Origin of the sequence: Glutamicibacter sp. BW78, assembly GCF_002332245.1 — a bacterium.
GTDB lineage: Bacteria > Actinomycetota > Actinomycetes > Actinomycetales > Micrococcaceae > Arthrobacter_H > Arthrobacter_H rhombi_A.
The window spans coordinates 273276-286238 of sequence record NZ_NRGU01000039.1 but is presented as its reverse complement, the minus strand read 5'-3'; the positions used below and the strand labels follow the sequence as shown (position 1 = coordinate 286238).

At 64.3% G+C, this 12963-nt stretch carries 14 protein-coding genes; 12 read left to right on the top strand and 2 right to left on the bottom strand.

Annotated features, from left to right (window positions below):
- Positions 1-28: 28 nt before the first annotated feature.
- The 10 genes from CIK75_RS14175 to CIK75_RS14130 all read left to right on the top strand — a co-directional run bounded on the left by CIK75_RS14175 (position 29) and on the right by CIK75_RS14130 (position 9513).
- Entirely contained in the window at positions 29-886 is an 858-nt protein-coding gene (locus CIK75_RS14175) for a class II fructose-bisphosphate aldolase (RefSeq protein WP_096224527.1), read from the top strand.
- 194 nt (positions 887-1080) lie between these two features.
- On the top strand, positions 1081-2334 hold the full coding sequence (locus tag CIK75_RS14170; RefSeq protein ID WP_096224526.1) for an extracellular solute-binding protein: 1254 nt from the start codon (positions 1081-1083) through the stop codon (positions 2332-2334).
- A 126-nt stretch (positions 2335-2460) separates the two neighbouring features.
- Positions 2461-3420: a sugar ABC transporter permease gene (locus CIK75_RS14165; RefSeq protein WP_096224525.1), complete on the top strand. Its 960-nt coding sequence runs from the start codon at positions 2461-2463 to the stop codon at positions 3418-3420.
- A 3-nt stretch (positions 3421-3423) separates the two neighbouring features.
- Positions 3424-4281, top strand: coding sequence for a carbohydrate ABC transporter permease (locus tag CIK75_RS14160; protein ID WP_241895472.1), 858 nt, complete (start codon positions 3424-3426; stop codon positions 4279-4281).
- Between the two features lie 7 nt (positions 4282-4288).
- Complete coding sequence (locus CIK75_RS14155) at positions 4289-5080, top strand: DeoR/GlpR family DNA-binding transcription regulator (protein ID WP_096224524.1); 792 nt, start codon at positions 4289-4291, stop codon at positions 5078-5080.
- A gap of 46 nt (positions 5081-5126) precedes the next feature.
- Positions 5127-5906, top strand: coding sequence for a type II CAAX endopeptidase family protein (locus CIK75_RS14150; RefSeq protein WP_086996743.1), 780 nt, complete (start codon positions 5127-5129; stop codon positions 5904-5906).
- The gene (locus CIK75_RS14145) at positions 5903-7147 is read left to right on the top strand and encodes an MFS transporter (protein WP_096224523.1); all 1245 of its coding nucleotides are present in this window, start codon (positions 5903-5905) and stop codon (positions 7145-7147) included. The genes CIK75_RS14150 and CIK75_RS14145 overlap by 4 nt, the downstream gene beginning before the upstream one ends.
- A complete protein-coding gene (locus CIK75_RS14140) occupies positions 7140-8522 on the top strand; it encodes an MATE family efflux transporter (protein WP_096224522.1) in 1383 nt (460 codons plus the stop codon). The genes CIK75_RS14145 and CIK75_RS14140 overlap by 8 nt, the downstream gene beginning before the upstream one ends.
- A gap of 81 nt (positions 8523-8603) precedes the next feature.
- Positions 8604-9170, top strand: coding sequence for a DUF308 domain-containing protein (locus CIK75_RS14135; protein WP_086996737.1), 567 nt, complete (start codon positions 8604-8606; stop codon positions 9168-9170).
- Positions 9171-9207: 37 nt separating this feature from the next.
- Positions 9208-9513, top strand: coding sequence for a hypothetical protein (locus tag CIK75_RS14130; RefSeq protein ID WP_086996734.1), 306 nt, complete (start codon positions 9208-9210; stop codon positions 9511-9513).
- A gap of 10 nt (positions 9514-9523) precedes the next feature.
- On the opposite strand, the gene CIK75_RS14125 is transcribed toward CIK75_RS14130, so the two are convergent.
- Complete coding sequence (locus tag CIK75_RS14125) at positions 9524-9856, bottom strand: hypothetical protein (RefSeq protein WP_086996731.1); 333 nt, start codon at positions 9854-9856, stop codon at positions 9524-9526.
- Positions 9857-9908: 52 nt separating this feature from the next.
- Positions 9909-10457, bottom strand: a complete 549-nt coding sequence (locus CIK75_RS14120) for a CGNR zinc finger domain-containing protein (RefSeq protein WP_096224521.1) — start codon at positions 10455-10457, stop codon at positions 9909-9911.
- A 128-nt stretch (positions 10458-10585) separates the two neighbouring features.
- Here CIK75_RS14120 and CIK75_RS14115 point away from each other — a divergent pair, with 128 nt between their 5' ends.
- Together CIK75_RS14115 and CIK75_RS14110 are read left to right on the top strand one after the other, a co-directional pair.
- On the top strand, positions 10586-11530 hold the full coding sequence (locus CIK75_RS14115) for a DMT family transporter (protein WP_096224520.1): 945 nt from the start codon (positions 10586-10588) through the stop codon (positions 11528-11530).
- A 188-nt stretch (positions 11531-11718) separates the two neighbouring features.
- On the top strand, positions 11719-12939 hold the full coding sequence (locus CIK75_RS14110) for a glycine cleavage T C-terminal barrel domain-containing protein (RefSeq protein ID WP_086996722.1): 1221 nt from the start codon (positions 11719-11721) through the stop codon (positions 12937-12939).
- Positions 12940-12963 lie beyond the last annotated feature (24 nt).

Sequence of the window (12963 nt, the reverse complement as noted above, 5' to 3'; positions counted from 1 at the left end):
CAACCCCCAACTGAAAGCCGGATCCGCCATGGCCTTGAGCACTACCCGCGAACTGATGACCACTGCAGCCGATGCTTCACGAGGGCAGGGCGCCTTCAATGTCATTCACCTGGAAACCGCAGAGGCGCTCGTGGCCGGGGCCGAGCAGGCGGGGCTGCCGGTGATCTTGCAGATCTCCGAGAACTGCGTCGCCTACCACGGTGCACTGGAGCCGATCGGCCTGGCCTGCCTGGCTATCGCCCGTCGGGCTTCCGTTCCGGTTTCGGTGCATCTGGACCACGCGGAAAGCGAGGATCTGGCCTTGGAAGCCGTGGATCTGGGCTTCGGCTCGGTCATGTACGACGGCGCCCATCTGGACTACGACGAGAATGTTGCCGCCACGGCCCGGGTGGCCCGTTACGCGCATGACCGGGGGGTCTACATCGAGGCCGAATTGGGCAAGGTCGGTGGCAAAGGTGGCGCCCACGCCCCGGGGGTGCGCACCGACCCCGCCGAGGCGGCTGCCTTCGTCGCCGCCACGGGGGTCGACGCCCTGGCGGTCGCCGTCGGCTCCTCCCATGCGATGACCAGCAGGTCAGCCGAGTTGGACGTGGAGTTGATCTACCGGCTTGCGGCAGCCGTTGGGGTGCCCCTGGTTTTACATGGGTCCTCGGGGGTCTCCGATGAGAACATCGTGGCGGCCATTCGAGCGGGGATGCGCAAAATCAACGTCTCCACCCATCTCAACGGTTTCTTCACCGCAGGCATCCGCGACTATTTGCGCGCGGACGAGGCGGTCGTGGACTCCCGTAAATACGTCGGAGCCGGCCGCAGCCGGATGGCGGCCGAAGCCGGCCGCATGCTCGGGCTGTTTGCCCTGCAGCAGGGGCCAAGCAGCTCGCACTAGCCGTATGTGGGCGTTTCCTCACCCCCCGACAAAGGGGTTGAAAGCAGTTGACAAGGAGACTTGACGACGAGACCTCGGTCACATTACTGTCATAATCATGTTCTTTATTGATCGACTTACGGTCAATTAGAGCATTTTCAGTTAGGAATTAGCTTCGGGTCACTCGCCGACGCATACCTTTGAGATGGGGAATCATGCAGAAACGTTCACTACGCGCAACACTGCTGGCCGGCGTGGCCGCCGGTTCGCTGGTCCTGACCGGCTGCGGCTTCGGCGGCGGCGATGATGGCAGCGATGCGTCCGGCGACACCACGACCTTGAGCATGTTGGTGCCCAGCTACTCCGATGGCACCAAGGCACTCTGGCAAGACGTGATCGAAGGCTTCGAGAAGGAGAACCCCGACGTCAAGGTGGATCTGGAGATCCAGTCCTGGGAGAACATCGAAAGTGTTCTGAAGACCAAGCTGCAGGGCGATAAGGCCCCGGATATCTACGGTGGCGGCGCCTTCGCCGGCTTCGCCGAGGAGGAACTGCTGGCCCCGGCCGAGGATATCGCCTCCGCCGAGACGCTGGAGAACTTCCAGACGTCCTTTGCCGATAACGAGAAATTCGATGGCACCCAGTACGGTCTGCCGCTGATCGCCTCGGCCCGCGCCCTGGCCTATAACGAAGACCTCATGAAGGAGGCCGGCGTCAAGGAGGTGCCCAAGACCTGGGATGAACTGCTGACCGCCTCCAAGGCCATTAGCAAGGACACCAAGGCCGACGGCTACGGTATGCCCCTGGGGTCCGAGGAAGCCCAGGGCGAATCGCTGATCTGGTTCGCCGGCAACGGCGGAAACTTGGGCGATGAGAAGTCCATCGAGGTCGACACCCCGAAGAACGTCGAAGCCGCCGAGTTCATGCAGAAGATGATCAAGGACGGCGCAACGCAGAAGAACCCGGGTTCCACCCAGCGCACCCCGATGTTGAACACCTTCATCCAGGGCAAGCTCGGTTTCGCCTACGTGTTGCCGCAGACCGTCGGCCAGATTGAGAAGGAAAACCCCGATCTGAAGTATGGGATCGCCCCCGTGGCCACCAACACCGGCGAGCCGGCAACGCTGGGCGTTGCCGACCGGATGCTCTCCTTCAAGAACGATGGCAGCAAGACCGAATCGGTCAAGAAGTTCATGGACTACTTCTTCACCGACGAGGTCTACAGCAACTGGGTGCAGACCGAAGGCTTCCTGCCCACCACCACCTCGGTGTCCGAGGAGATGTCTTCCGACGAAACGCTGAAGCCGTTCCTGGAACTGCTGCCCAACGCCGTCTTCTACCCGACGACGAACCCTGCCTGGAACGCCACCGATGGTGCCTTCAAATCGCTGATGGGTCAGATCGGCACCGGTAAGTCCGCCTCAGACGTACTGGCCGAGATTCAGAAGAAGGCCGACGCGGCCAAGTAGCCCGCGCTCGACCCCGTCGTGCGCGGCGGGTAGCCCCACCGACTCCGCGGCCCGCTGGCATCAGCCGGCGGGCCGCGGAGCCTCGTCGGGGCCCGGAATAGACGAAGATCAGGTCAGGAGACCAGTATGAGCACCACCGCACCGGCCCGGACCGGGGTGGCCGAGCCCCCCGAGACTCCGAAACGCCGCGGCTCCAAGCGGCGCACTGCGGCTGAAGGGTCCTCCTTCACCTCCGCCCTTCCCTGGATTTCCCCGGCACTGATCCTGATCCTGGTGATCGTGGTGTTCCCCGCCGGATACATGATCTATAACTCCACCCGCAAAATCAGCCAGATCGGCACCGATCTGGGTTCGGTGGGGATGGCGAACTTCGCCCAGGTCTTCAGCGACCCGAACATCCCCAAGATCATGCTGAACTCGGTGCTCTGGGTGGTGGTCGTGGTGTTCTTCACCGTGCTGATCTCCCTGGGTCTCGCCCAGTTCCTGTCCAAGCCCTTCCCTGGCCGCACGCTCGTTCGCATGGCGGTGATCGTCCCCTGGGCGGCCAGCGTCGTGATGACGACCACGCTGTTCTACTACTCGATGGACCCGAACTACGGGATCTTCAATAAGTTCCTCGCCGATATCGGCTTGCTGGACTCCCCCTACGGGTTCACCCAAAACGCCAGCTCGGCGCTGATGGTGGCCATGGCGGTGGCCGTTTTCGTGTCCATCCCCTTCACGACCTATACGATCCTGGCCGGTATCCAGGCCATCCCCGGAGACACGCTGGAGGCAGCAAAGGTCGACGGCGCCGGACGCTGGCGGACCTACCTCTTCGTCATCCTTCCGCAGCTGCGTGGCGCCCTGGCGGTTTCGGTGCTGATCAACATCATCAACGTTTTCAACAACCTGCCGATCCTCAAGGTCATGACCGGTTCGATCCCCGGCTACGGCGCCGACACCCTGATGACCTACATTTTCAAGGTCCTGCAGTTCGACCGCCAGATCGACATCGCCAGCGCGCTATCGGTGGTCAACTTCGGCATCGTCATCGTCATCGTCGCGATTTACGTGTGGGCGGTCAAGCCCATGAAGGAGGTCTAGACCGTGGCACTACTAGCTACCGAAGACCACGCGAGTCGACGGGTAGTCATCGGCCGGATGACGGTCGGACTCGTCGTGGCCGCCGTGTTCCTCATCCCCTATGCCGTGATGTTCATCGGGTCCTTGAAGACCCGGTCGGAGATTCTCTCGGTCCCGCCGGACTACCTGCCGCGCGACGGTGCCCAGTGGTCGAACTACCTGACCATGTGGGACACCCCCGAGACCCCGGTGGCCTACAACCTGATCTCCACGGTCGTGATCGCCGTCGCGGCGACCCTGCTGGTGCTCCTGGTGGCCATGCCCGCCGCCTACTACAGCGCCCGGTTCAAATACCGCGGAAAAATGGCCTTCATGTTCCTGGTCATCGTGACCCAGATGCTCCAACCGGCGATCCTCACGGTCGGACTCTTCAAGGAAATGCTGGTCTTCAACCTCTACGACACCTGGTTGGCGATGATCCTGATCAACGCGGCCTTCAACCTGGCCTTCGCCGTGTGGATCATGCACACCTTCTTCGCGGGGGTCCCCAAGGAGGTCGACGAAGCGGCCCAACTCGACGGTGCCGGCAAACTCAGGGTGCTGTTCACGATCAACCTCCCGCTGGTCTGGCCGGGGATCGTCACCGCGTTGATCTTCACCTTCGTCGCCTGCTGGAACGAATTCGCCGCCTCCCTGGTCATCCTCTCCACCGCGGAGAACCAGCCGTTGTCGGTGGCCTTGACCCGCTTCGTCGGCCAGTACTCCACCGCCTGGCAGTACGTCTTCGGTGTCTCGATCGTCGCCATCGTGCCGGTGATCATCCTGTTCATGCTCATCGAGAAGCGTCTCATCGGCGGTTTGGCCGCCGGGGCAACGAAGTAGTGCCGGCATGACGCGCAATGAGCGGCTCAGTTCGATCCTGGCCCTGCTGGCCGAGGATGGCCAAGTGGAAGTCGACGAAATCGTTGACAAGTTGGGGGTTTCCCCGGCCACGGCCCGCAGGGACCTGGACTCGTTGGACTCCCAACGGCTGCTGACCCGCACCCACGGTGGGGCCACGACCAACGCGCTGGCCTATGACCTGCCCGGGAAATACAACAGGGATCCGGCAGCCACGCGAAAACGGTGGATTGGTGCCTACGCGGCAGCCCTGGTCGAACCCGATATGAGCATCGGGCTCTCCGGGGGGACGACCAGTTCGGCGATCGCCACGGCACTGGGTCTGCGGGCGGACCTGCAACAGGAACCGGCCCGCCCGACCCTGACGGTGGTGACGAATGCCGTGAATATCGCCTCGGCCCTGGCGGTACGCAACCACGTGAAGGTCATGGTCACCGGAGGGGTGCTCAACCCGCGGTCCTACGAACTCGTGGGGCCCTTCGCCGAGCAGACCTTGGGCCGGGTCACCCTGGACATCGCCTTCATCGGCGTTGGCGGCCTGCATCCGCAGGCAGGGGCCACCGTGGCCGATGAGGGGGAGGCCGCCGTGAACGAACTCATGGGGGCCAGGGCCCTGCGCAGCTACCTGGTGGTCGACTCCACCAAACTCGGGGTGCGCTCCTTCGCCTCGGTCTCCGGTGATGATCTGCGCCACGTCATCACCGACCCGGGGATCACCACGGAACAGCAAAACCGGTTGGAAGAGAGCGGATACAGCATCCTCATCGCCCCCGAAACCTGAGCCGACCGAAGGGGTCGTGAACCCCAACAGTCGCTAGGGTGGAAACATGCATCCCACCACGCAACCGGCCGCGCCGGGACCTTCCCCCCGTGCGCCACGGTCCCGCAGGAACCCGCGGTTCCTTCCGGGTGGCTTCCGGGTGGGGGATGCGGTGATGGTCTTGGCCTACGGAGTGCTCTTCGTCGCCGGGGCCGCCTCGTTGCTGACGCTCTTCCCCGGCTTCACCGACGTCTTCAGCACCGCGGAGACGGCCTCCGCGGCAGTGAACTTCATCGTCTACGCCGTCCTGTTCTGCGGCGCCATGATCATGGCCTTCCCCACGTTGAAGCATTCCTTCGGGACCTTCAAATTCAGCCCCTGGGCCAAGGTCTTCATGATCCCCGGAGCCTGGGTGGCGAACCTGGTGGTCACCACCATCGTCATCATGTCCCTGGGCGGAGGCGTGAAAAGCGAGAACCAGCTCGCCATCGAGGGAATGACCACCACCGTCCCGTTCACCACCATGCTGGTGATGGCCGTGGTGATGGGGCCGTTCGTGGAGGAGTACATCTTTCGGCACCTGCTGATCGGCAAGCTCAGCCGCAAACTCAACGTGTGGGTCTGCGTCGTCATATCGATCATCTTGTTTGCCGGCATGCACTTCCTGGGTTCCGGCTCGTTCGAGTTGATCGCCGCGGTGCCCTATCTCAGCCTGGGCGCCGTCATCAGCGTCGCCTACGTCCTGAGCGGCCGCTCTTTGGCCTATTCCTACCTGATCCACTTGCTCAATAACCTCATCGCCCTGACGGTGGCGTACTACCTGCTTCCGCTGGTGCCCCAAATATGAACGAAACCCTCCAGTTCCCGGGGCACCAGCGTGGTTCGGCCGGCTATCGGCGCATGATCCTGGCGCTCTTCGCGGCGGGGATCGCCACCTTCTCCCAGCTGTATTCCGTGCAAGGCGTCCTGCCGGCCCTGGCCCGATCCGAAGGCATCTCCGAAGCCCGGGCGGCACTCGGCGTCTCGGCCGCCACGCTGGGCCTGGCGGTATCGGTCATTGGCTGGTCGGCCGTCGCGGACCGGGTCGGACGACTCAAGGCCATGCAAGCCGCCGTCGTGGCCGCTGTCATCCTGGGGCTGCTCGTCCCGGCGTCTCCCGGATTCGAGGCCCTGCTGGGATTGCGCTTTCTGGAAGGGGTGGCCCTGGGTGGGATCCCTGCCGTCGCACTGGCCTACCTCAGCGAGGAAATCCACCCCCTGCACTCGGCCATCGCCGCGGGGACCTACATTTCCGGCACCACCCTGGGCGGACTCTCGGGCCGGCTGCTGGCCGGACCACTGAGTGAACTGGTCAGCTGGAGAGTCGGGACTCTCGCCGTCTCGCTGCTGGCCGCAGTGGCCGCGGCGGTCTTCATTGCCCTGGCACCGAAACCACAAGGTTTCATCCCCGTTCCTCGTCGAGAACCGGGGACCGCCGGGTTGGGCCGGAAACTGTGGATGAATCTGGCCAACATCAGGCTGCTGGCCCTCTACGCGCAGGGTCTGCTGCTCATGGGCGGCTTCGTGGCCGTCTACAACTTCCTGGGTTTCCGGCTCGAGGCCCCACCGTTCCTGATCCCCGCTTCGCTGACCTCACTGGTGTTCCTGGCCTACCTCTCGGGGACCTGGTCCTCCCGGCAGGCAGGGCGCCTCGTCGGGAAATTTGGCAGGCTGCCTTCCCTGCTGGGCTCCATCGCCGTGATGGCCCTCGGGTTGCTGGTCACCCTGGTCCCACAGATCGGCGTCGTGCTGGTCGGGCTGGTGATCTTCACGGCGGGCTTCTTCTCGGCTCATGCCATTGCCAGCGGCTGGGTCCCGCTGATTGGGCGCACGGGCCGAGCCCAATCAGCCAGCCTGTATAACCTTGCCTACTACACCGGTTCCTCGCTGTTCGGCTGGGCCGTCGGACTGGCCTTCGCCCCCTATGGGTGGGCCGGCGCCGTCCTGTTCGTTCTCCTGCTCCAGGGGATCGCCGCCGGCGTGGCAGCGATCTTCCTCCGGGCCTCCGGGGCACGCCTGCCCGCAACCGGGGTGCCGACACATGACTGAAGAACAGCGAAAGACCCCAGGTACAGGCGCGAGTCCCGGAGGAACGGTGCGCATCCCGGCCCGACTCGGACGTACCATCCTGGCCCTGGCAGTTCCGGCGCTGGGCGCCCTGATCGCCGAACCCCTCTTCCTGATGGCCGATACCGCCATCGTGGGACACCTGGGGATCAACGAACTCGCGGGAGCAGGACTGGGCACCACCGTGCTGCAAACCGCCGTCGGACTCATGGTTTTTCTGGCCTACTCCACCACCCCTGCCGTCGCCCGGTGGCTCGGCGCCAGGCGTCTGGACCTCGCCCTGGCCGCTGGCCGTGACGGGGTCTGGCTGGCAGTGGTCCTGGGCCTCGTCCTGGCCGTCGCCGGCTGGTTCGCAGGCCCAGTTCTGCTGCGCGCGCTGGGGGCCGAAGGCCAGGTGTTGGGCTTCGCGCTGGACTATCTGCGCTGGTCGATGCCCGGTTTGCCGGCCATGCTCCTGGTCTTGGCCGCCACCGGGGTGCTGCGTGGGCTGCAGGACACGAAAACTCCGCTGATCGTTGCCGGTGCCGGCTTCGGGGTGAACATCGTGCTGAACTTCACCCTCGTGTATGGGGCTGGACTCTCGGTGGCCGGTTCGGCCATCGGCACCTCCATCGCCCAATGGGGGATGGCCGTGGTGTATCTGGCGATGCTGATCCCGCGGTTGCGTGCCGAAGGTGTTCCGTTGCGCCCCCATATCGGCGGGGTCCTCGGCACCGGGAAGGTCGGCAGCTGGCTGATGCTGCGCACCTTGAGCCTGCGCGCAGGGATTCTGGCCACGGTGTGGGTCGCCACCTCCGACGGAGCACTGACCCTGGCCGCACACCAACTGGTGTTCACCATCTTCGCGTTCATGGCCTTCGCCCTGGACGCCTTGGCTATTGCCGCGCAGGCGCTGATCGGCAAGGAACTCGGGGCGGGGGATCGGGCCACCGCTTCGGCACTGACCCGGCTGATGACCCGGTGGGGGATGCTCTTTGGGGTGGGCACCGGCCTCGTCCTGGCTCTGGTGGCTCCCGTCCTTGGCGCCGTTTTCACCTCGGATCCCGGGGTCCAACGGGCGGCGGCCATCGGCTTATGGGTGCTCGCTGCCTCGCAGCCGCTGGCCGGGCTGGTCTTCGTGCTCGACGGTGTTCTGATCGGTGCCGGTGACGCCAGGTACCTTGCCCTGGCAGGGGTCATAGCCCTCGTGCTGTATGTGCCGCTGCTGGCCGGGGCCGCCTGGCTGCCACTGGTGCCGGATCTGCCGATCCTGTGGCTGTGGTGTGCCTTCGGCGTCGGATATATGGCCTTGCGGGCGGGGACCCTGCTGTGGCGGATCCGCAATGACCGTTGGATGACCGTCGGGGCGCCGTCCTGATCCTGCCCCGCAGGGGTGCCGGGCGCGGCACTCAGGCGGTGGGTGGAACTGGGCATCGCCGATTCCTATTAGGATCGTAGGGTGCCTGTCATCACCACACCCCCTGAAGAAGCCTCCGCCGTCTGGAAGCCGGTCATGTTCCGGGCCGTCGTGGCGACGGCCTTCGGAGCCCTATCGGTTTTCTGGCAGCAACCCAGCGAAGCCGTGGTCGCCTATATTTTCGCCGGCTTCCTGGTGCTGACCGCGAAATCCGTTTGGGATTTCGCCGTGGCCCGTATCGTGCCGTTCCCGGTTCGTGGTCTCCTCGGGGGCGCCGCGATCGCCTGGTCGCTCAGCGCGGTTTTCATGCTCGTTTTCGCCAGCACCGCTGCCGCCTCGATCGCCGGAGGCATCGGCCTGGCCGTTGCCGGCCTTCTGGAACTCACCGTCTATTTCCGCCACCGTGGGGATCTGGTCCCGGTGCGGGACTTCCTGATCACCGGCGCAGTTTCCTTGGTCACCGGTGTGCTCCTGTTGGCCTGGCCAGGTCTGGACCAGCATGGGGTCTTCGGCGTCGCCGGTGGCGGCTCCATCATCGTTGCGGTCTTCTTGCTCATCGCCGCCTTTGGGTACCGGCACGATGCACGCGAGCGGGCCACTGAGCGTTAGACTGGAGTCGTTCCACATTCTTTCAGGAGGCATCCCCGTGGGTTCCAACCCGTCCCAGCCGAAGCCCACATGGCAACAGAGCATCAAGTCGCCGTTAATCTTCTCGCTGATCGCAGGGATCATCGCCGCCGTGGTCGCGTCGATTTCCGCCACTGGCGGTGGAGACAACCCGTTGCGCGTGGATATCGGACTCATTGCCTTTGGGGTGGCGTTCGTCGCCAGCCTGGTGGTCATCTCGGTGCTGGCCATGGCCAGCAAAGAGAACCCGCGTGAACTCAGTGAAGGTTCGGGAGTGAACCGGGCCTCTGATCAGCCGACCCAGAAGCAGCCCGGCCAGAAGTAGCCCTCGGGGCTCAGTCGGCGGTCTCCACGCCGTCCTTGCCGTTCCATTCCTCCAGGAACTGTTCGCGCGTCATCTCCGCCAGGTCCTTGCGCAGCAACGCTGCCAAGCCCTCTGCCTCGTCGATATTGTTCCCGGTCACCCGCAGGATCTCGGCATCGTTGTCGAGGCGACGCACCACCGCAGTGGCGCCCATCACGTCCGATCCGTCCCCGCCCAGAACCGCGTCCGCCAGTCCGACGAACCAGCGTCCGGCCGCCTTCAGCGTGCCGTCCGTGGCATGCTCGAGATCTACTTCGTAGTTCTCCGAGGCGTGGTGCTCCTGGGGTTGTTCAGAGGTGTTCACGATCTCTTCCTTTCCGACGCCGATGCCTGCGACCGTGCAGCTTGTGACCAGTCTAGGGCCGCAGGGCCGCCCGGCGCTGGCGGTAGGCGCGCACATGCTCGCGATTGGCACAGTTACCCGTCTGGCAGTAAAGCTTGGACCGGTTGCGCGAGAGGTCCAACACCGCTGCCTCGCAGTCCGATCCCGCGCAGATTCGCAGGCGCTGCTTCTCCCCCGAACGCAGCACATCCACGATGGCCATGGCAGCTTCGACGGCCATCCGTTCGGCGAGGGGTGCCGCCGGGCTGGTGGCGTGCAGGTGGTAGTTCCAATGGTCGTGCTTGACCAGCTGCGGCAAAGCACGGGCATTGCGCAGGATGTTGTTCACGATGACCACCGCCTCGTCCTCCCCGGCGATCCAGAGCGCGCGCAGAGTCTCGCGCAGATGCCTGACGCTACGTAGTTCGGCCTCGTTATGGGTCCGGGCGCCGGTGTATTCCTCGCGAGCTACGAATTCATCCAGGTCGGCCCCGGTGAGGAGCCCGTCGACTTCGGACAAAGCGGTATTGAGTAGGTGCACGACTGTCTGCAAAGACGTCTCAGTGTCAGGGGCAAACTTCATGTGACTCCTTCTACCACCCGCCATTCCTGCGGCGTATAGTGAGTCACTAGTATAGCGAGTTTCACTCATGACGCGTTTGGTGGGGAACGCAGAATTTCCAACCGCCCGATATCATCCCGAGGAGCAGCATGACCGAGCAGGTTGACAGCCGGCCACGGACCTTGGCGCACCCGGGGATTCCGGGGCTGTGGATCGCCTTATTCTCTTCGGCGGTCTTTGGGATTTCCGGTTCCTTTGCCAGCTCCCTGCTGGAGGCGGGGTGGAGCAGCGGTGCTGCCGTGGCGGCGAGGATGTTCGGTGCCTTCTTGGTCCTGTTGGTTCCGGCTGTCCTGGCCCTGCGTGGGCGCTGGAGTTCTGTGCTGAGCAACTGGAAACCCATCCTGCTGTTCGGGGTTTTCGGTGTCGGCGTGTGCCAATTTGCCTTCTTCCAGGCAGTTGGCCGCTTGAGCGTGGGGGTGGCTCTGCTTCTGGAGTTCATGGCTCCGGTGCTCATCGTCCTGGCCCTGTGGGCCAACAGCCGGCGTATGCCCAAGCCCCTGACCATCACCGGCACGCTGCTTTCCCTCGGCGGGCTGATGTTGGTCCTGGACTTGGCCGGGCCGCAGAAGATCGACGTCATCGGAGTGTTGTGGGGGCTCGGCGCAGCGGTCGGCTTGGCCGTGTACTTCTTCGTCACGGCCAAGGCCAACGAGTCGCTGCCCCCGCTGGTGCTGGCCACCGGCGGACTGCTGGTGGGGGCCCTGCTGATGCTGGTGTTCGGGGTGACCGGCCTTTTGCCGTTCACCGCGACCTTCGGCGCGGTGGGTTTTGCGGGGTTCGAAACCTCTTGGTGGGTCGCCTTGGCCGGGCTGGTCCTGCTGTCCACGGTGTTGGCCTATGTCTCGGGGATCATGGCTGCCCGGGCGTTGGGTTCGAAGGTTGCCTCGTTCATCTCGCTGACGGAGGTCCTCTTTGCCGTGGTGTGGGCCTGGCTGCTGCTGGGTCAGCTGCCCGCGCCGATTCAGCTTCTGGGAGGGGTCGCTATCGTCGCCGGCGTGCTGTTGGTGCGCGCCGACGAGCTCAAATCGCCCTGACTTAGTCTTTTCCGTCGATCCCGGTTCCTGTGCTCCACGGGGCGAGGAGTCCGTGTTTCGAGGCAGTGAGCAACCCTTGACCCCGGCCTGATCTCGGGTCACACTTGTTGCATATAGCGCAGTGTTGCGCATCATGCGCAACAATCGGCAATGGGGCCGGCGCCGGGGGGCCAGATCAAGGAGTGATCATGTCCGAGAGCATCGACACCGGCACCATCGACACCATCCACACGGGTTCCCTCGTCAATCCGCATCCTGCGGTGACCCTGTATACCCGACTACGCAAGTCGCCCTATTTCTGGAAGTCCCGCGAACACGGGGTGGCTGCCTACAGCGTCTACAACCACACCTACCACCCCCGCCACTACGGCGATCCCGTCTCCGAATACTGGTCACTACTCAATGACGTCACCCTCTGGGACGTCGGGGTCGAACGCCAGCTGGAAATCAGTGGTCCCGACGCGTTTGCCTTCACCAACTACCTGATCCCGCGCGATCTGCACCAATGCGCCGTCGGGCAGTGCAAATATGTCTTCATCACCGCAGCCGACGGCGGGATCATCAACGATCCGATCCTGCTGCGGGTCGAGGAGGATCGGTTCTGGCTCTCGCTGGCCGATAGCGACGTCCACCTCTGGGCGATGGGTCTGGCCCATGCCGGCGGCTGGGACGTCTCGGTGAAGGAAGTCGACGTGGCCCCGATCCAGATCCAGGGCCCGAAAGCCAAGGGCCTGATGGTGGACCTCTTCGGTGAGGACATTCTTGACTTGGGCTACTACTACCTGACCCGCAGGACCCTGGGGGATCTCTCCGTCGTCGTCTCCCGCACCGGGTACACCGGGGAAACGGGATACGAAATCTACCTGGAGAACGCCAGTCGCGACGGCGGCAAACTCTGGGACCTAGTCTGGGACACCGGGCAGGCCCATGACCTGCGCGTCATCGGCCCCTGCCATATTCGCCGTATCGAGGCAGGAATGCTCGCCTACGGATGCGATATCACCCTGGACACCAACCCGCTGGAGGTCGGCTACGACTACAACTGGATGATCAACCTGGATCAGGAAGCGGATTTCGTGGGCAAGGAGGCCTTGCGTGGAATTCGCGCTGCTGGCGCCACGCGTCTGATGGTGGGCCTACAGATCGACGGGCCTCCGCTGGGCAGCTACAACGACGGTTCCATGATCGAGCCCTTCCCGGTATCCGAGGCAGGCGGCGACGAGCTCGGCCAAGTCACCAGTGCCTGCTTCTCGCCGCGGCTGGAACAGAACATCGGCTTGGCGATGGTCCCGATCGGCCTCAGCGCCGAGGGGACCACCATGGTGGTGCATACTCCCGAAGGCGCCCGGCGGGGGACCGTGGTGCGCAAACCCTTCATCGACCCGACCAAGGAGACTCCGAAGGCCTAAACGCACCCCGAAACAGGAGCTGAC

Excerpts from the sequence above, each read along its gene's own strand:
- CIK75_RS14165 (WP_096224525.1), top strand. The coding sequence starts at position 2,461 with ATGAGCACCACCGCACCGGCCCGGACCGGGGTGGCCGAGCCCCCCGAG.
- CIK75_RS14150 (WP_086996743.1), top strand. The coding sequence starts at position 5,127 with ATGCATCCCACCACGCAACCGGCCGCGCCGGGACCTTCCCCCCGTGCG.
- CIK75_RS14175 (WP_096224527.1), top strand. The coding sequence starts at position 29 with ATGGCCTTGAGCACTACCCGCGAACTGATGACCACTGCAGCCGATGCT.
- CIK75_RS14145 (WP_096224523.1), top strand. The coding sequence starts at position 5,903 with ATGAACGAAACCCTCCAGTTCCCGGGGCACCAGCGTGGTTCGGCCGGC.
- CIK75_RS14140 (WP_096224522.1), top strand. The coding sequence starts at position 7,140 with ATGACTGAAGAACAGCGAAAGACCCCAGGTACAGGCGCGAGTCCCGGA.
- CIK75_RS14110 (WP_086996722.1), top strand. The coding sequence starts at position 11,719 with ATGTCCGAGAGCATCGACACCGGCACCATCGACACCATCCACACGGGT.
- CIK75_RS14115 (WP_096224520.1), top strand. The coding sequence starts at position 10,586 with ATGACCGAGCAGGTTGACAGCCGGCCACGGACCTTGGCGCACCCGGGG.
- CIK75_RS14170 (WP_096224526.1), top strand. The coding sequence starts at position 1,081 with ATGCAGAAACGTTCACTACGCGCAACACTGCTGGCCGGCGTGGCCGCC.
- CIK75_RS14120 (WP_096224521.1), bottom strand. The coding sequence starts at position 10,457 with ATGAAGTTTGCCCCTGACACTGAGACGTCTTTGCAGACAGTCGTGCAC.
- CIK75_RS14155 (WP_096224524.1), top strand. The coding sequence starts at position 4,289 with ATGACGCGCAATGAGCGGCTCAGTTCGATCCTGGCCCTGCTGGCCGAG.